19 protein-coding genes are annotated in these 15,946 nt (G+C 71.6%); 10 read left to right on the top strand and 9 right to left on the bottom strand.

Annotated features, from left to right (window positions below):
• Positions 1 to 44: 44 nt before the first annotated feature.
• Together HHX31_RS01610 and HHX31_RS01605 are read right to left on the bottom strand one after the other, a co-directional pair.
• On the bottom strand, positions 45 to 1,430 hold the full coding sequence (locus tag HHX31_RS01610) for a glycine--tRNA ligase (protein WP_169944352.1): 1,386 nt from the start codon (positions 1,428 to 1,430) through the stop codon (positions 45 to 47).
• 169 nt (positions 1,431 to 1,599) lie between these two features.
• Positions 1,600 to 1,917, bottom strand: coding sequence for an antibiotic biosynthesis monooxygenase (locus HHX31_RS01605; RefSeq protein WP_169944350.1), 318 nt, complete (start codon positions 1,915 to 1,917; stop codon positions 1,600 to 1,602).
• Between the two features lie 124 nt (positions 1,918 to 2,041).
• On the opposite strand from HHX31_RS01605, the gene HHX31_RS01600 reads away from it, so the two are divergent.
• The 3 genes from HHX31_RS01600 to HHX31_RS01590 all read left to right on the top strand — a co-directional run bounded on the left by HHX31_RS01600 (position 2,042) and on the right by HHX31_RS01590 (position 3,531).
• Entirely contained in the window at positions 2,042 to 2,464 is a 423-nt protein-coding gene (locus HHX31_RS01600) for a DUF6703 family protein (RefSeq protein WP_311931131.1), read from the top strand.
• 55 nt (positions 2,465 to 2,519) lie between these two features.
• The gene (locus HHX31_RS01595; protein ID WP_169944348.1) at positions 2,520 to 2,921 is read left to right on the top strand and encodes a Fur family transcriptional regulator; all 402 of its coding nucleotides are present in this window, start codon (positions 2,520 to 2,522) and stop codon (positions 2,919 to 2,921) included.
• 61 nt (positions 2,922 to 2,982) lie between these two features.
• Complete coding sequence (locus HHX31_RS01590) at positions 2,983 to 3,531, top strand: CGNR zinc finger domain-containing protein (RefSeq protein ID WP_311931128.1); 549 nt, start codon at positions 2,983 to 2,985, stop codon at positions 3,529 to 3,531.
• Position 3,532: 1 nt separating this feature from the next.
• On the opposite strand, the gene HHX31_RS01585 is transcribed toward HHX31_RS01590, so the two are convergent.
• Complete coding sequence (locus HHX31_RS01585; RefSeq protein WP_169944346.1) at positions 3,533 to 4,342, bottom strand: isoprenyl transferase; 810 nt, start codon at positions 4,340 to 4,342, stop codon at positions 3,533 to 3,535.
• Between the two features lie 123 nt (positions 4,343 to 4,465).
• Positions 4,466 to 5,233, bottom strand: coding sequence for a DNA repair protein RecO (gene recO / locus HHX31_RS01580; RefSeq protein ID WP_169944344.1), 768 nt, complete (start codon positions 5,231 to 5,233; stop codon positions 4,466 to 4,468).
• A 282-nt stretch (positions 5,234 to 5,515) separates the two neighbouring features.
• On the opposite strand from recO, the gene HHX31_RS34920 reads away from it, so the two are divergent.
• Positions 5,516 to 7,111, top strand: a complete 1,596-nt coding sequence (locus HHX31_RS34920; protein WP_169944342.1) for a CDP-alcohol phosphatidyltransferase family protein — start codon at positions 5,516 to 5,518, stop codon at positions 7,109 to 7,111.
• A complete protein-coding gene (locus HHX31_RS34915) occupies positions 7,108 to 7,824 on the top strand; it encodes a DUF5941 domain-containing protein (protein ID WP_169944340.1) in 717 nt (238 codons plus the stop codon). The genes HHX31_RS34920 and HHX31_RS34915 overlap by 4 nt, the downstream gene beginning before the upstream one ends.
• An 86-nt stretch (positions 7,825 to 7,910) precedes the next feature.
• Here HHX31_RS34915 and HHX31_RS01565 read toward each other — a convergent pair whose 3' ends face one another.
• Positions 7,911 to 8,405 (bottom strand): ATP-binding protein, encoded by a 495-nt coding sequence (locus HHX31_RS01565; RefSeq protein ID WP_169944338.1) that lies wholly within the window; start codon positions 8,403 to 8,405, stop codon positions 7,911 to 7,913.
• A 221-nt stretch (positions 8,406 to 8,626) separates the two neighbouring features.
• Here HHX31_RS01565 and HHX31_RS01560 point away from each other — a divergent pair, with 221 nt between their 5' ends.
• Entirely contained in the window at positions 8,627 to 9,535 is a 909-nt protein-coding gene (locus tag HHX31_RS01560; protein ID WP_311931122.1) for a helix-turn-helix transcriptional regulator, read from the top strand.
• Position 9,536: 1 nt separating this feature from the next.
• Here HHX31_RS01560 and HHX31_RS01555 read toward each other — a convergent pair whose 3' ends face one another.
• From HHX31_RS01555 to HHX31_RS01545, 3 genes are all read right to left on the bottom strand, one after another.
• Positions 9,537 to 10,445 carry a LysR substrate-binding domain-containing protein gene (locus tag HHX31_RS01555; protein ID WP_169944334.1) on the bottom strand — a complete coding sequence of 303 codons (909 nt, stop codon included), beginning with the start codon at positions 10,443 to 10,445 and terminating at the stop codon, positions 9,537 to 9,539.
• 70 nt (positions 10,446 to 10,515) lie between these two features.
• Positions 10,516 to 11,244: an ABC transporter permease gene (locus tag HHX31_RS01550; protein WP_169944332.1), complete on the bottom strand. Its 729-nt coding sequence runs from the start codon at positions 11,242 to 11,244 to the stop codon at positions 10,516 to 10,518.
• On the bottom strand, positions 11,241 to 11,984 hold the full coding sequence (locus HHX31_RS01545) for an ATP-binding cassette domain-containing protein (protein WP_169944331.1): 744 nt from the start codon (positions 11,982 to 11,984) through the stop codon (positions 11,241 to 11,243). The genes HHX31_RS01550 and HHX31_RS01545 overlap by 4 nt, the downstream gene beginning before the upstream one ends.
• 64 nt (positions 11,985 to 12,048) lie before the next feature.
• Between HHX31_RS01545 and HHX31_RS01540 the strand changes: the two genes are divergently transcribed.
• On the top strand, positions 12,049 to 12,708 hold the full coding sequence (locus tag HHX31_RS01540) for a TetR/AcrR family transcriptional regulator (protein WP_169944329.1): 660 nt from the start codon (positions 12,049 to 12,051) through the stop codon (positions 12,706 to 12,708).
• On the opposite strand, the gene HHX31_RS01535 is transcribed toward HHX31_RS01540, so the two are convergent.
• The gene (locus HHX31_RS01535) at positions 12,695 to 13,375 is read right to left on the bottom strand and encodes a TetR/AcrR family transcriptional regulator (protein ID WP_169944327.1); all 681 of its coding nucleotides are present in this window, start codon (positions 13,373 to 13,375) and stop codon (positions 12,695 to 12,697) included. The two genes, HHX31_RS01540 and HHX31_RS01535, sit on opposite strands and share 14 nt — an antisense overlap.
• 101 nt (positions 13,376 to 13,476) lie before the next feature.
• Between HHX31_RS01535 and HHX31_RS01530 the strand changes: the two genes are divergently transcribed.
• From HHX31_RS01530 to HHX31_RS01520, 3 genes are all read left to right on the top strand, one after another.
• Positions 13,477 to 14,487 carry a DMT family transporter gene (locus HHX31_RS01530; RefSeq protein WP_169944325.1) on the top strand — a complete coding sequence of 337 codons (1,011 nt, stop codon included), beginning with the start codon at positions 13,477 to 13,479 and terminating at the stop codon, positions 14,485 to 14,487.
• Positions 14,488 to 14,644: 157 nt separating this feature from the next.
• Positions 14,645 to 15,331 (top strand): DsbA family protein, encoded by a 687-nt coding sequence (locus HHX31_RS01525; RefSeq protein WP_169944324.1) that lies wholly within the window; start codon positions 14,645 to 14,647, stop codon positions 15,329 to 15,331.
• A 123-nt stretch (positions 15,332 to 15,454) separates the two neighbouring features.
• On the top strand, positions 15,455 to 15,904 hold the full coding sequence (locus HHX31_RS01520; protein WP_169944322.1) for an Lrp/AsnC family transcriptional regulator: 450 nt from the start codon (positions 15,455 to 15,457) through the stop codon (positions 15,902 to 15,904).
• Positions 15,905 to 15,946 lie beyond the last annotated feature (42 nt).

Below are 15,946 nucleotides of genomic sequence, written 5' to 3'. Positions count from 1 at the left end.
TCCGATCCTGGACGGCCGCCCTGGGCGACTTGTGACCTGCTCGTCTAGTCGTTGAGGTGCTGGCGCAGGTACGACTCGACCTGGTCGAGCGCGACCCGCTGCTGGGCCATGGAGTCCCGCTCGCGGATCGTCACGGCCTGGTCCTCAAGGGTGTCGAAGTCCACCGTGATCGCGAACGGCGTGCCGATCTCGTCCTGGCGGCGGTAGCGGCGGCCGATGGCCCCCGCGTCGTCGAAGTCGACGTTCCACCGGCGGCGCAGCCGCGCGGCGAGGTCGCGGGCCTTCGGCGACAGGTCGGCGTTGCGCGACAGCGGCAGCACCGCGACCTTGACCGGGGCGAGGCGGTGGTCGAGGCGCATCACGGTCCGCTCCTCCATCACGCCCTTGGCGTTGGGCGCCTGGTCCACGGTGTAGGCGTCGACGAGGAACGTCAGCGTCGCGCGGTCCACACCCGCCGCCGGCTCGATGACGTACGGCACGTAGCGCTCGCCCGACTCCTGCTCGAAGAACGACAGGTCGGTGCCGGACGCCTTGCCGTGCGCGGTGAGGTCGAAGTCGGTGCGGTTGGCGATGCCCTCCAGCTCACCCCACTCGCCGCCGGCGAAGTTGAAGCGGTATTCGATGTCCACGGTCCGCTTCGAGTAGTGGGACAGCTTCTCCTTCGGGTGCTCGTAGAGCCGGAGGTTGTCCTTGTTGATACCGAGGTCGACGTACCAGCGCAGGCGCTCGTCGATCCAGTACTGGTGCCACTCCTCGTCCGTGCCCGGCTTGACGAAGAACTCCATCTCCATCTGCTCGAACTCGCGGGTGCGGAAGATGAAGTTGCCCGGGGTGATCTCGTTGCGGAACGACTTGCCGATCTGGCCGATGCCGAACGGGATCTTCCTGCGGGCCGACTGCTGGACGTTCAGGTAGTTGATGAAGATGCCCTGGGCGGTCTCCGGCCGCAGGTACGCCAGGCCGGACTCGTCCTCCACCGGGCCGAGGAACGTCTTCAGCAGGCCGCTGAACTGCCTCGGCTGGGTGAAGGCGCCCTTGTTGCCGCAGTTGGGGCAGGTGAGGTCGGCCAGGCCGCCGGCCGGCTCGCTGCCGTGCTTGGCCTCGTACGCCTCGATGAGGTGGTCGGCGCGGTAGCGCTTGTGACAGGACTGGCACTCGGTGAGCGGGTCGGTGAAGGTGTCGACGTGGCCGCTGGCCTGCCAGACCTCGCGGGCGAGGATGACGCAGGAGTCGAGGCCGACGACGTCGTCGCGGCCCTGCACCATGGCCTTCCACCACTCGCGCTTCACGTTGTTCTTGAGCTCGACACCGAGGGGGCCGTAGTCCCAGGACGCTCGCAGGCCTCCGTAGATCTCGCTCGACGGGAAGACGAGCCCGCGGCGCTTGGCCAGGCTGACAATCGTTTCCAATACGTCGGTGCGACGTGCCATCAGTGGAACTCCATCCGGCTGGGTGTCGGCGTTGGGATCGGGTTCAGCGATGCGCTGATCGGTGCTCGCTGAGCGGGCGGGCCTGCCGGCCGCCTGCCGGCGGCGGCGGAATGTCCGGCCACCTGCCCGGATCTGTGCTCAAGCTTAGGGGAATCCGGCGGCCTCGCGCTCAAGCCTTGCCCGGTGCGCCCGCGTTCGCCCCCTCGTCAGGAAGCGCGTAGACGCCTTCGAAGGCGCTGGGCTCGTTGATCATAAGAGTCATCAGCGGATACATGACCATTCGCGCCGCCGACAGGGCGCGGCGGTAGTAGCCCGCGCCCTCCCACTCGCTGACCACGGCCCACAGGGCCGGCTCGTCCACCGACCTGCCGATCTGCCCGCGCAGGTATCCCGGCTGCGCGGCCAGCAGATCGAGGATGGCCTGCGCCTGTGCGGCGAACTCGTCGGCGCGGGCGCCCGGCACCGAGTAACGGATCACGGCGAGCATGCCGCCCAGCATGCCACCCCGCCCCCGCGCCTCACCGGGAGGGGCGACGCGCCCGTCCGCTCGCGGGCGGACGACCCCGACGGGACGGGCGAACTTCGGCGGTCGCGGGACTAGGCTCGAACGCGTGGGAAGCGAAACAGAACCGCCGCGCCGTGAGGTGCCGGCGCATCCGCTGGCGAGGAAGACCCCCGCCCGGACGAACCAGGCGTCCTCCCGGGCTCGGCGTCCGCTGCCGCCCGGCGAGCAGTTCTACACGCCCGGCGCGACCGGGCTGCGCGCGGAGATCGAGCGCCGGAGCGCCACCCCGCTGGTCTTCCTGTTCCAGCAGCCCCGCTGGCTCGCCCCGCTGGTGCTGGTGGTCCTCCTGATCGCCGGACTGGTGATGCCGGACTGGCGGGGCGGCGTGGCCGTGCTGCCGGTGCTCGCGTTCATCGTCTGGCTGGCCTACCTGTCATGGCCGTCCCTGCGCCCGGTGGGCCGGCTCCTGCGGGTGGTGGTCGGGACGTTCCTGGTCCTCCTCGCCGCCACCCGTTTCGGACTGATTTAGCGCGAACCGGCCTAACCTTGTAGGTCGTAGGGCGAAGCCGTACACAGGAGTCTTGATGACGAAGAGCCGCGACGCCGTGCACGAGATCCTCCGGCAGAGCCGGGGGTTCCGCAGCGCACAGGACGTGTTCGCCGAGATGCGCTCGGTCGGCTCGAAGATCGGCCTGACGACCGTGTACCGGGCGCTCCAGTCGCTCTCCGACGCCGGCCGGGTCGATGTGCTGCGCACCGACGAGGGCGAGTCGGTCTACCGCGCCTGTCAGACCGACTCCCACCACCACCACCTGGTGTGCCGGGTCTGCGGCCGTACGGTCGAGGTGGCCGGGCCCGACGTGGAGCGCTGGGCCGAGGTCGTCGGGGCCGAGCACGGCTTCATCGACGTCACGCACACCGTGGAGGTCTTCGGCACCTGCTCCTCGTGCGCGGAGTCCTGCGGAGAGCCGCCGGGAAAGGGCTGACCCGCCCCGCACGGGCCTTTCGAGAGGTACGCTTCCTGCGCCGCGACATGAGGGAGATGGCGTGCCGTTCAGCCATGACATGGTGTATTCGCTGGCGACGGTGGTGGAGCTGATCAACACCGCCACCGGCGAGCGCGACGGGCTGGCCGAACTCGGCGACCTGGAGGAGTTCGTCCGCAGGCGGGAGGTCAGCGGAGTCAGGGAGCTGACCGGGCGCGACCTCGCCGAGGTCCGGTCCCTGCGCGAGGAGTTCACCGCCGTGTTCACCGCCGAGGACCAGCCGACGGCGGTCGGACTGCTCAACACGCTGCTGCGGCGCACCCGCATCACGCCGAGCCTGACCGAGCACGACGGCCACCCTCTCCACGTCCACTACTTCGCGCCGGACGCGTCGCTCGCCGAGCATCTGGCCGCCGACTGCGGCGTCGCGCTCGCCCACGTGCTCGTCGAGAACGAGCGGGAGCGCCTGCGCACCTGCGCCGCCCCCGACTGCGGGCATGTCTTCGTGGACGAGTCGCGGAACCGCTCCCGGGTCTACTGCGACAGCCGCACCTGCGGGAACCGCATGCACGTCGCGGCGTACCGGGCCCGCCGCCGCGACGCCTCCTGAGTCAGGACGCCTCGCCGTACCCGTCGGCGGCACCGGCGCCGGAGACGGCGTTGGGCAGGGCGCCGCCGTACCTGCGGTCGCGCTTGGCGTAGATCTCGCACGCGTGCCACAGGTCCCGGCGGTCGAAGTCGGGCCACAGCCGGTTGAGGAAGACCATCTCGGCGTACGCGGACTGCCAGAGCAGGAAGTTGGAGGTGCGCTGCTCGCCGGAGGAGCGCAGGAACAGGTCGACGTCCGGGATCTCCGGCTCGTCCAGATAGCGGGCGAAGATCTTCTCCGTCACCTTGTCCGGCTTGACCCGGCCGGCGGCGACGTCGCGGGCGAGCCGCACCGCCGCGTCCACGATCTCCGCGCGTCCGCCGTAGTTCACGCAGAACTGCAGGGTCAGCGTGCTGTTGCCCGCCGTCATCCGCTCGGCGTCCTCGAGCTCCTTGATGACGCTCTTCCACAGCCGCCCGGGACGCCCGGCCCAGCGGACCCGCACGCCCATCGCGTGGAGCTGGTCGCGCCGCCTGCGGATCACGTCGCGGTTGAACCCCATGAGGAAGCGCACCTCGTCGGGCGAGCGCTTCCAGTTCTCCGTGGAGAAGGCGTACGCCGACAGGTAGGGGATGCCGAGCTCGATGGCGCCCTCGATGACGTCGAACAGCGACGCCTCACCCATCTTGTGTCCCTCGGTCCTGGGCAGCCCGCGTGTCTTGGCCCAGCGGCCGTTGCCGTCCATGACGATCGCCACATGTCGCGGCAGCAGGTCGCGCGGGATGGCGGGCGGCACGGCCCCGGACGGGTGTGGAGTGACAGGACGGACCATGTGTCGAGGGTATTGCGTCCTGACCTGTCCTCAGACGCGGTGGAGGTGCGGGTCATGTGCGAGTGCTGTGCGGGTCCTGTGCGGACCCCGCCCGGCCGGGTGGCAGGCGCCACCGAGGGCGGGTCAGACGATCCTCGCCTCGCCGCGGGCCGGCTGACCCGGCCATTCGCGCTCGACGTGGCGCAGCGAGCGGATGCCGTGCTCAAGGTGCCACTGCAGGTAGGCGGCCACCAGGCCGCTGCACTCCGCGCGGTGCCTGGGCTCGGAGGCGTCGGCGGTCGCCCAGTCGCCGCGCAGCAGGGCGATCATCAGCGCGATCGTCTCCGCGGCGGGCACCGCGGCGCCGGCCGGGCGGCAGGCGCCGCACACCACGCCGCCCGCGACGATCGCGAAGGCGCGCACGGCCTCAGCGCCGCACCGCGCGCACTCCGACAGCGCGGGTGCGTACCCCGCCACGGCCAGCGAGCGCAGGAAGAACGCGTCGAGCACCAGCCGGGCCTCGTGGCCGTCCTGGGCGAGCGTGCGCAGGCCGCCGACCAGCAGCAGGAACTGGCGCAGCGCGGGCTCCTTCTCCCCCACCGTCAGCCGGTCGGCTGTCTCCAGCATCGCGGTGCCGGCGGTGTACCTGGCGTAGTCGGCCACGATCGCCTCGCCGTACGGGTGGAGGGTCTCGACCTGGGTGATCACGTCGAGCGACCTGCCGCTGTGGAGTTGCAGGTCGACGTGGGAGAACGGCTCCAGCCGCGCGCCGAAGCGCGACATGGTCCTGCGCACTCCCTTGGCCACGCCGCGGACCTTGCCCGTGCGCCGGGTGAGGATGGTGATGATGCGGTCCGCCTCGCCCAGCTTCTGGGTGCGCAGCACGACGCCCTCGTCCCGGTAGAGACTCACCCCGCCATCGTATGGGCGCGGCCGGGCGCCCACCGCGCCGCGGGGACATTCGTCGGCGCGGACCTTGACCCCGCATATGCACACAAACGGTGAAAATTCGGTAATGATCCGGCGACAATGCCCGGTGACAAACCATCCCCGAGCTGTACATCACAGGGCCGTACGGTAAACCTGGGATGCATCGGCTCAACTGAAAGCTCACTAAGCTTTGGCTTCCGGCGGGCTTCCCCACGCCGGTCAAGCCTGCGGGCCTGATCTCCCCCCGTTGCGTGAAAGGTTGCCATGACCCGCGTGGTCCTGCTGGGCGCCCCGCCCGGCCCGATCAGTCCCCCGCCGCCCGGCGGCCAGCCCGCCCTGCCCGCGGACATCACTCTCAAATCGCTGCCTGGGGCTCCCTCCGCGTACGACAGGCTGCTCGCGCAGGCCGCCGTCATGGACCCCCAGCCGACGACGATCGCCCGGCCGGGGGACGCCGCCGCCTACCGCAGGCCGTACGGACGGGTGGTGGAGAGCCCGGACGTCGCGGGAGACCTGCGCGCGCTGGCCGACGTGGTCGAGGGCGCCGAGGAGAACCTGCTGATCCTGCCGGCCGACTCGCTGGTGCACGACGAGCTGCTCTACCAGATCACCAAGGCCAAGCGCGGTGCCATCGCGCTGGTCGTCCGCGAGCAGCGCGACGAACTGGAGGACGAGTCCGCGCCCGAACTCGTGCCCATCGAGGAGGCGGCGCCCGAGATCGGCGACAAGGTCATCGAGGGCCTGCCCCAGCGCACCCGCATCGGCCGCAGCCGGATCATCTCGGTCGGCACCGCCTACCACGCGGTGACCCGGCCGAACGCGGCGCTGCTCGGGCCGCTCCACCTCCACCAGCGGCACCTTCCGGTCCTCGCCGAGGTCGCCAGGGAACTGGCGGACATGGCCCACCTGTTCGGCCCCGAGGACGACGTGACCGAGCTTCTCGTGCTCGGCCTCGTCCGGCGCGGGGTGTCGGTGGGCCGGCGCGGCCGGCGCGACCTGTTCTTCCGCCGTGTCCGCAGCCAGGCGGAGGCCGACGAGGCGCTCGCCGAGATGGCCGGTTTCGACGAGGACAGGGCCCGGCTCGACAACGCGGTGAAGGGCGCCGACGGCTTCTTCACCACGTTCTTCGTCAGCACCTACTCGCGCTTCATCGCCCGCTGGGCGGCCCGCCGTGGGCTCACCCCCAACCAGGTGACGCTGATCTCGATCGCCCTCGGCCTGCTGGCGGCGGGCGCGTTCGCGACCGGCACCCGCTGGGGGGCGATCGCCGGCGGCGTGCTCATCTACTTCGCGTTCGTCTTCGACTGCGTGGACGGGCAGGTCGCGCGGTACGCGCGCAAGTTCGGCGTGCTCGGTGCCTGGCTGGACGCCACGTTCGACCGGTTCAAGGAGTACGCCGTCTTCGTCGGCCTCGCGGTCGGCGCGACGGTGTCCGGGCAGTTCGGCGATGGCGAGGGCATCTGGACCCTGGCGCTGGTCGCGCTGGCCCTCCAGTCGGTCAAGCACCTGCTCGACTTCTCGTTCGGCGCGGCCAACCGGCGCAAGGCGCCCGTGCCGCTGCCCACGCTGGACCTGACCGTCGCCGACGACCGGCCGCTGCGTGAGGCGCTTGAGGAGCGCAGGGCGAGCCGCAGCACCGGCGTGCGCGGAATCCTGAAGCTCTGGACCAAGGCCGGCAAGTTCCGCCCGGTCCACTGGGCCCGCAAGATGATCGTGTTCCCCATCGGTGAGCGCTTCGCGGCGATCGCGATCACCGCCGCGTTCTTCGACCCCCGGGTGACGTTCCTGACGTTGATCGTCTGGGGCGGCATCGCGGCCACCTACACCCTCACCGGACGTCTCCTGAGGTCGCTCGCATGATCACTCAGCCGCAGACCACCACGCCGCTCCCGGACCCGGACGAGGAGCGCCGCCGCGTCCAGACCGCGCGCCTGCTCGCCTACCGCGACGACGGCCCGCTCGCCACCGCGCTGAAGGGCGCCCTGGGCCGGCTGCTGCCGCCCGTGCCCGCGACCGTGGTGGCGCTGCTCGCGATCGTGGCGCTGGCCGTCACGGGCTCGCTCACCGACGGCCCGATCCTGCTGGTGCCCGTCGCCGTGCTGCTCGTGCTGGTCCTCCCCACCGCGGGCCGCGACCACCTGGGCCGCTTCGACTGGCTCACTCCCCCGCTGTTGCGGGCGGCCGAGTTCGCGACGATCATCCTGCTCGGGCTGGCCGCGGACACGCCCAAGTGGCTGCTGTTCGTGCTCCTCTACGCGATCGGCTACCACACGTACGACACCGTCTACCGCACCCGGCAGGGCATCTGGCCCCCCGCCTGGCTGTACCAGGCCGGGCTCGGCTGGGAGGTCCGCCTGCTGATCCTGGGCGTGGGCGCCGCCGCCGGATGGCTGACCCCCGTGGCGGTCGTCCTCACGGCGTACCTGCTCGTGCTGTTCGCGATCGAGAGCATCACGAGCTGGGTGCGGCTGGACAAGGCATCCGCGTCCGCGCAGGCCCAGGCCGAGCAGGACCTGGAGCAGTCTCCCGAGGAGGCCGCCGAGCAGGTCACCGGCGACGCCGAGCAGGGCTGACCCGCCAGTCCCGTCCCTGGGGCCCGCCGGGATCGGCGGCGTCCCCGGGGCCGGACCGGTCAGGGGCCGGCCTCGGGAAGCGCCGGTCAGGAGGCGGGCGAGGCGTCGAACAGGGCCCAGACCACCTTGCCGCCGCCGCGGGTGAGTATCCATCCCCACGCCGCGGTCAGCGCGCCGACCAGGTGCAGCCCGCGGCCCGACTCCGACAGGTCGCTCCAGGGCGAGACCGCGGGCACGCGGGCGCTGGCGTCGCTCACCCCGCAGCCGATATGAAACCGGTGCTTCACCAGGCTCAGCCGGATCGGCGGGGCGTCGGCGGGGTCGCCCGGAGCGTGCCGCAGCGCGTTCGTCACCAACTCCGACACCACGATCTGCGCGTCGGGCACGAGCTCGGGAACTCCCCAGCCGCTCAGCGTCCTGGCGGTGAAGTCACGCGCGGCGGCGGCGGACATGGTGCGCCCGCGGAAGGTGCACGTCGCCGACGGAGGCAGGGACAAGCCGGCGACATCGTCCTGCTCGAACATCGAGGTCAACCACGTAGGCGCCGTCGCGGCTCCCGGCCCCGCAAGGTCTGCAGTCATCGCCTATCCCTCAGGTCTCACCCATTACATGATGTGAATTTCCCTGCCGTCGTGTATCTTGCCCTGTGCCTTGCGGATGCAAGCACGCGTGCACGTGCAAATGTCGTGAGGTCCCCGACTTTCTGTCGAACTTCCCCGAAAGACGTGCGCAGCCCACTCCGGTAGGATGATCAGTCCGGTTGGTTTACCAGCATTTCTCCCCGGAGCGTATGGAGCCCCACGTGAACGGACAGGCGGGCAGCACCGTCCCCTTACCTGCCGCACCTGCCGGGATCGCCCGCGGCGGCCCGACCGCCCTGCGGTTGCTGCTGGGGGCCCAGCTCAGGCGGCTGCGCCGGGAGAGCGGCATCACCCCAGAGAAGGCGGCCGGCGCCATCCGCGCGTCGCACGCCAAGATCAGCAGGCTCGAGCTCGGCCGGGTCGGCTTCAAGGAGCGGGACGTCGCCGACCTGCTCACCCTCTACGGCATCACCGACCCCGACGACCGGGCCGTGCTGCTCGACCTCGCCAGGCAGGCGAACATCCCCGGCTGGTGGCACAAGTACAGCGACGTGCTGCCCGGCTGGTTCGAGTTCTACGTCGGGCTCGAGGAGGCGGCGTCCGTCATCCGCTGCTACGAGCTGCAGCACGTACCCGGACTGCTGCAGACGCCCGAGTACGCGCGGGCCCTCCTCCTGCGCGGCGCGTCGAGGCGGTCGGCCGACGACGTCGACCGGCACGTCGACCTGCGGATGCGCCGGCAGGAGCGGCTGACGGGCCCGGACGCCGCGACCCTGTGGGCCGTGATGGACGAGGGCGCGCTGCGCCGCCCGATCGGCGGCCGCAAGGTCATGCGGGCCCAGCTGGAGCACCTCATCGAGGTGACCAGGCAGCCGAACATCACGCTGCAGATCGTGCCGTTCGACCACGGCGGGCACGCCGCGTGCGGCGGGCCCTTCACGATCCTGCGCTTCGACGCGCCGGAACTGCCCGACGTCGTCTACCTGGAACAGCTCACCAGCGCCCTCTACCTGGACAAGGCCGAGGACACCGAGGCGTACACGCATGTGCTGAACGCGGTGTGCGTGGACGCCAGGCCCGCCTCGCACACCGGCGCGTTCCTGCAGGAGCTGCTCGCGGACCTCGGGTGAGCTACCTGCCGGAGAAGAACGCCTGGCAGGTCTCGGCGAAGGCGACGGCGCGCGCGGTGGGCCGCACCCCGCGCACCGAGGCCAGCACGACGTCGAGCGATGGCACGTCGTCGCTGATGGGAACGCACGCGACCCGGCCGCCGTCGTAGGTCAGGTCGCTCTCCGCCCGCTGGTTCAGTATCGAGTAGCCGTGCCCGCCGGCCACGAGCGAGCGCGCCGTCTCGTAGCTCGACGTGCGGAACCGCACGCGCGGCTCGGTCGGATAGATGGTCCGGAAGTAGTCACGGCTGCGCGGCAGGTCCAGCAGGATCATCGGCTCGGCCGCCAGCTCCGCCAGCGACACCGCCTCCGCCCCCGCGAGCGGATGCTCCGGCGGCAGCAGCGCGTACGGCCTGGCCCGGGTGAGCGGCCGGATGTCGAGGTCGAGGGCGAGGTCGATGGCGTAGACGAGGGCGACCTCGCATCTCCCGTCGAGCAGGGCGGACTCCATGCTGGAGAGCTCGCCCTCCGCGACGCTGACCCGCACTCCCGGATACCGCCCGGCGAACTCGCGCAGCAACCGGGACAGGTAGAACGGCGCGAGCGTGGTCAGGCAGCCGACGACGAGCTCACCGGTCAGCGAGCCCGCCAGGCCCCGGGCCGACTGGGCGAGCGCCGCGGCGTGGGACAGGAACTCCCGCGCCTCCACGAGGAAGCGCTCGCCGGCGCGGGTCAGCGACAGGCCGCGAGCGTGATGGCGGATCAGGAGCTGGACCCCCAGCTCGCGCTCCACCTGGGCGATCGCGGCCGAGATCGCCGACTGGGCCACCATGAGTTCCCTGCTGGCCGCGGTCATGCTGCCGAGCTCGGCCGCGGTTACGAAGTAACGCAGCTGGACGAGGGTGAAGTTGGCGTCCGCCACGTCCCCCATTGTGACCGCCCCCGCGCCCGGCGGCGCCCGCAAAGCGGTATGAACTTCGAATGCCTTTCCCTGGCCCTGATCAGGCGTTTTCCCTTTGGAAGCGACCGGTGCCCACGGCGACGCCCACAACGGCGAAGACCAGGGACACCACGACCCCCCACACCAGGGCGGACGACGCGTACGAACCGGCGAAGAGCGCGCGCAGTCCCTCGACCGCGTACCGGAACGGCGTGAGCCTCGACACCACGTCCAGCCAGGCCGGGGCGAGCGACATCGGCAGCAGCGCGCCCGACAGCAGCATCAGCGGGATGACGACGGTGGACATCACGGGCGCGAACAGCTCCTGCCGCATCGTGAGCGCCGCCGCGTACGACAGCGACGCCATGCCGACGGACAGCACGGTGACCAGCAGCAGGGCGGCGAGCACTCCGGCGAGCGGGGCCCGCAACCCCAGCGCCCAGGCCGCCACGATGATGGTCACGGCCTGGATCAGCAGCACCACGGCGTCCCTGAGCACCCGGCCGAGCAGCAGCGTCACCCGGCTCACCGGGGTGACGCGCAGCCGCTCCAGCACGCCGAACCGATGGTCGAAGACGATGGTGAAGCCCGCCATGCCCGCGCTGGTCAGCGCGAGCTGCACCAGCAGGCCGGGCACGAGGACGGCCCACGAGCCCACCCCGCTGTTGGCGAACAACGGGCCGAAGAGCACGAGGTAGAGGAACGGCTGCAGCGCGCCGAAGGCCAGGGTGAACTTGTTCCCGAACGAGGCGCGCAGGTAGTGGCCGGTGAGGGCGGCGAGGGCGGTCACGCGGCGGCCCCCTCACGCGGCTCACGGCCGGTTACGGCCAGGAAGACGTCGTCGAGCGTGCGCGCGCCGTGCGCGGACTTCAGCTCCTCCGGAGTGCCCGCGGCGACGATCCGGCCGTGGTCGACGATCAGAACGCGGTCGCAGAGCGCGTCGGCCTCCTCCAGGTAGTGGGTCGTGAGGAAGACCGTCAGGCCGTCCCGGTCGCGCAGCCGCCGCACGTGGTCCCACAGGCCGGCGCGGCTCTGCGGGTCGAGCCCGGTCGTCGGCTCGTCGAGGAAGAGCACCTCGGGCCGGTGGAGCAGGCCCATCGCGATGTCCAGCCGGCGCTTCTGGCCGCCCGACATCGTGGCCGTCGTACGCTCCTCGACCCCGGGCAGGTCCAGCCCGGCGAGCAGGGCGGTCACCCGCTCGCGGGCCTCCTCCCTGGTCAGGCCGTACAGGCGGGCCTGGAGCACGAGCTCCTCCCCGACCGGCGAGAACGGGGCGAACGCGCCGCCCTGGGCGACGTAGCCGATGCGGCGGCGCACGCCCGCGGGGTCGGCGAACAGGTCGACGCCCGCGACCGTGGCGGTGCCGGACGTCGGACGCAGCAGCGTGGTCAGCATGCGCAGCGTGGTGGTCTTGCCCGCGCCGTTCGGTCCGAGGAAACCGACGATCTCCCCCGCGGAGACGTCGAGGTCGATCCCGCGGACGGCCTCGACCTGGCCGTACGTCTTGGTGAGCCCTCTGGTGTGAATCATGCTGGTTAGAGTAGCACCAAATTTGGAGTCACTTAAATATTGTGTTCACCCTTACAATCGAGGCATGGAAGAGGGACTGCGGGAGCGCAAGAAGCGGGAGACCAGGCAGCGCATCGCCGACATCGCGATGGGGCTGTTCCTGCGACGGGGCTTCGACAACGTGACGGTGGCCGAGGTGGCCAAAGCCGCCGACGTGTCGGTCAACACCGTCTTCAACTACTTCCGCACGAAGGAGGACCTGTTCCTCGACCGCGGCGAGGAGACCGAGGACCTGCTGGCCCGCGCCGTACGCGAGCGCCGCGAGGGCGAGACCGCGGTCGGAGCCGTGCGGCGGGACTTCTTCGAGTCGCTCGAGTCCGGCGACTGGCGCTACGGGATGAGCGAGGGCATGGACCTGTTCGCGCAGCGGGTCAGGGAGAGCGTCGCCCTGCAGTCGCGAGTGCGGATGCTCGACGTCCAGCGCGAGGAACGGCTGGCCCGCACGCTCGCCGAGGAGTCGGACGCGGACCACGACGACCCGGACCCCTGGCTGGTGTCGGCGCAGATCTGCGCCGTCGTGAACGCGCTGACCCGCCACTTCGCCATCCGGCAGATGGCGGGCGAGGACCCCGCGCGAATCAGGGCCGACATCGGGCGGCACGCCGAGCGCGCCTTCGACCTGCTGGAACGCGGGATCGGCGACTACTGCGCGCGCCCCGCGCCCGGGGCGCTCAGCCTCCCGTGAGCCGACGGGCGCTCCACACCAGCGCCTCGGTGACGCGGGCCTGCGACAGCCCGAGGGTGTGCCGCTGGAACTGGTAGACCTCGGGCGCGAGCGGCGCCAGCACGGCGTCCGCCGCCGCGTCCGGGTCGGGCACCCCCGCCTCGGTCAGCAGCATCCGCACATGCAGGCGCCAGAAGCGGTACGCGCCGGTGGCGAACCGCGCGCTTCCCGTCTCGGCCCCCAGGACGAGGTGGAGGTGGCGCTCCAGCAGGTCGGTCATGGCGAGGTGAAAGGCGGCGAGCCGGTCGGCGGGCGCGGCCCCCGGCCCGAGCGGCGGGGGGCCGCTCAGGATGTGCTCCTGCACCCGCCGCTCGTGCTCGTCGAGCAGGGCCGTCGCGATCGACGCCGGGTCCGGATAGCGCCGGTAGAGCGTGGCCCGGCCCACCCCCGCCGCCTTGGCGATCTCGTCCATCGTGACGTGCCTGGCGTCCCTCGTCGCGAACAGTTCCTCCGCCGCTTTCAGCACCCGCATGCGGTTGCGCGCGGCGTCCGCCCGCTCCCGCACCGGCCGGCCCGGTTCGAGGTCCAGCACGGGCAGTTCGCGGCCCGCGCCGGCCGGGATCTCCCGTCCCGCGGGAACGCGGCCGTTCGCCCGGTTCCCGCCGGGATCCCTCAACCCGTTGGTCATGAGGACATGGTAGCCCTTCGCCTCAACCATGTGGACACGGTGTCCGGTTCTCGCTTACGCTCATCCGGACACCGCGTCCACTTATGTCGTGGAGGATTGCCATGCATGCCCTGTTCCTCGCCTCGGCGCTGCTGGCCGGCTGCCTCCTGGCCGTGCAGGCGTCGGCGAATCTCCAGCTCAACAAGGCCGTCGGCACGCCGTACGGCGCCTCGACGCTGCAGTTGAGCGTGGCGGCCGCCCTGCTGGCGCTCCTCGCGGTCGCCGCCGGCGCGATCGGCGCGGTCCGCCTCGTGCCGGGCATCCCGGTCTGGCACCTGCTCGGGGGTCTCGCCAGCCCGCTCTACATCACCAGCGGGATCCTGCTCTTCCCCCGCCTGGGCGCTCTCGCGGCGGCCGGGCTGTTCGTGACCGGCCAGATGTTCGCGTCGCTGGGGCTCGACCTGTTCGGCCTGCTCGGCGTCGCGCGCCGGCCGCCGAGCATCGGCATGGCCCTCGGCGCGCTCGCGGTCCTGGCCGGCATCACCGTGGTCGTCCGCGAGCAGCGCACGGCGCCGCCCACCCCTGGACCTGCGCCGAAGGCCCAGGAAGGACCCGCAGGCGGGGCGCGGACCGCGACACTCACCTCCCCGGCCGTCACAGGCGTACGCCGGGCGGGCGGCCGGGGCGGCTGGATCCTGCTGGGCATCGTCGCGGGCGCGGTCCTGCCCGTGCAGGGCGCGGTCAACGCCGCGCTCCGCGCGGACATACACGAGCCGGTGACGACCGCGATGATCAGCTTCATCGTGGCCACGGTCACCATCGCCGTGGTGCTGATCGCCCTGCTGGCGACACGCCGCACCCCCGCGCCTCGACTCGGCGGGCTGCCCGCGATGCCGTGGTGGGGCTGGCTCGGCGGCGCCTGCGCCGCGGCCTATGTCAGCGCCACCTTCACGCTCATCCCCGCGATCGGCGCCGCCACCACCGTGGCGCTGACCGTGACAGGTCAGCAGCTCGCGTCCGCCGTGATCGACGGCCGCGGCCTCCTGCGGCTGCCCCGCCGCCCGCTCACCGCGCCGCGCCTGTCCGGTCTCGCCCTGCTCGTCGCCGGGTCGGCGCTCGTCCAGCTCACCTGAGCGAAGTCACCGCGGAGACGCCCCGGCCGACCTGACCGACCTGGTCGACCCGGCCGGATTCGACACCCCCCGGACGACCTGGTCCGCCCGGCGTCCCGGCACATCCTCAGTTCGCACGAACCGTCGCAGGACAAGAGACGACACAAGGAGAACGCCGATGACGACGGCACCGCCCCCGGAGCCCGGCACCATCATCATCTTCTCCGACATCTGGTGCTCCTTCGCGCACATCGCGGTGCACCGGCTCCACAAGACCCGGGAACGGCTCGGCCTGACCGGCCGGGTCCGGTTCGACCATCACGCCTTCCCTCTGGAACTGCTCAACGAGGCGCCCAGCCCCCGGCCGGGAACCGACAGCGAGGTGGCCCGGATGGCCTCGCTCGAGCCCGGCGCGGGGTGGCAGCTGTGGCAGGCGAAGGACTGGCTGTACCCGTCCACCACATTGCCCGCGCTGGAGGCCGTCCAGGCGGCCAAGGAGCAGGGACTCACCGCCTCGGAACAGCTCGACCTGGCGCTGCGGAGGGCCTTTTGGGCCGAGTCGCGGTGCATCAGCCACCGCAAGGTCATCCTGGACGCCGCCGCGTCCACCGGCGTGGTGGACGTGGCCGCACTGGCGGCCGCGCTCGACGACGGCCGGGCACGCGCGACGCTGTCCGAGCAGGCCGCCGTCGCGGCGACCGACCGGGTGAACTGCAGCCCGCACCTGTTCCTGCCGGACGGCACCGACCACGCCAACCCCGGAATCGAGGTCGGCTGGGCCGGCGCGTACGGGATCGGCTGGCCGGTCGTCTCATCCGACGATCCGAGCGTGTACGAGGACATCCTCAAGCGCGCCGCCGCCTGACCCAAGCACCCGCTCCAAGGCACAGAACGCCGCCGTCGTCGCTGCCGCGGACGGGGTGGCATGCCGGGCGCGGGAGCATGCCGGACGCGGCGGCCGGGCGGCGGCGGCGGTATACAGGTCCACGTGAAGTTGGACGAGCTCGATCGCGCCATCATCCGGGCCCTCGTCGAGGACGCCCGAGCGACGTACGCCGAGATAGGCGGTCAGGTGGGCCTGTCGGCTCCGGCCGTGAAGAGGCGGGTGGACCGGCTCGTCGCCAGTGGCGCGATCACCGGGTTCAGCGCCCGGGTGGCGCCCTCGGCCCTCGGCTGGACCACCGAGGCGTACGTCGAGCTGTACTGCCGGGGCAAGACCTCCCCGACGGACATCGGCATGGCCGTGTCCCGGCATCCGGAGGTCGTCTCGGCCTGCACGGTCACCGGCGAGGCGGACGCGTTGCTGCACATCCGCGCGACCGACGTACGGCACGTGGAGCGGGTGATAGAGCGCCTGGCGGCCGAGCCGTTCGTGGTCCGTACCAAGAGCGCCATCGTGCTGTCCAGGCTGATTAACGGATCGCCGCAAAACGGGTGAAGGACGCAATCAATCCGCAGGTGATCGCAACGCGGGCGCGTT

Source organism: Microbispora sp. H11081 (assembly GCF_012999535.1).
Classification (GTDB): Bacteria; Actinomycetota; Actinomycetes; order Streptosporangiales; family Streptosporangiaceae; genus Microbispora.
Note: the sequence above shows the minus strand (reverse complement) of the source record. Positions and strands in the feature narration are given on the sequence as shown.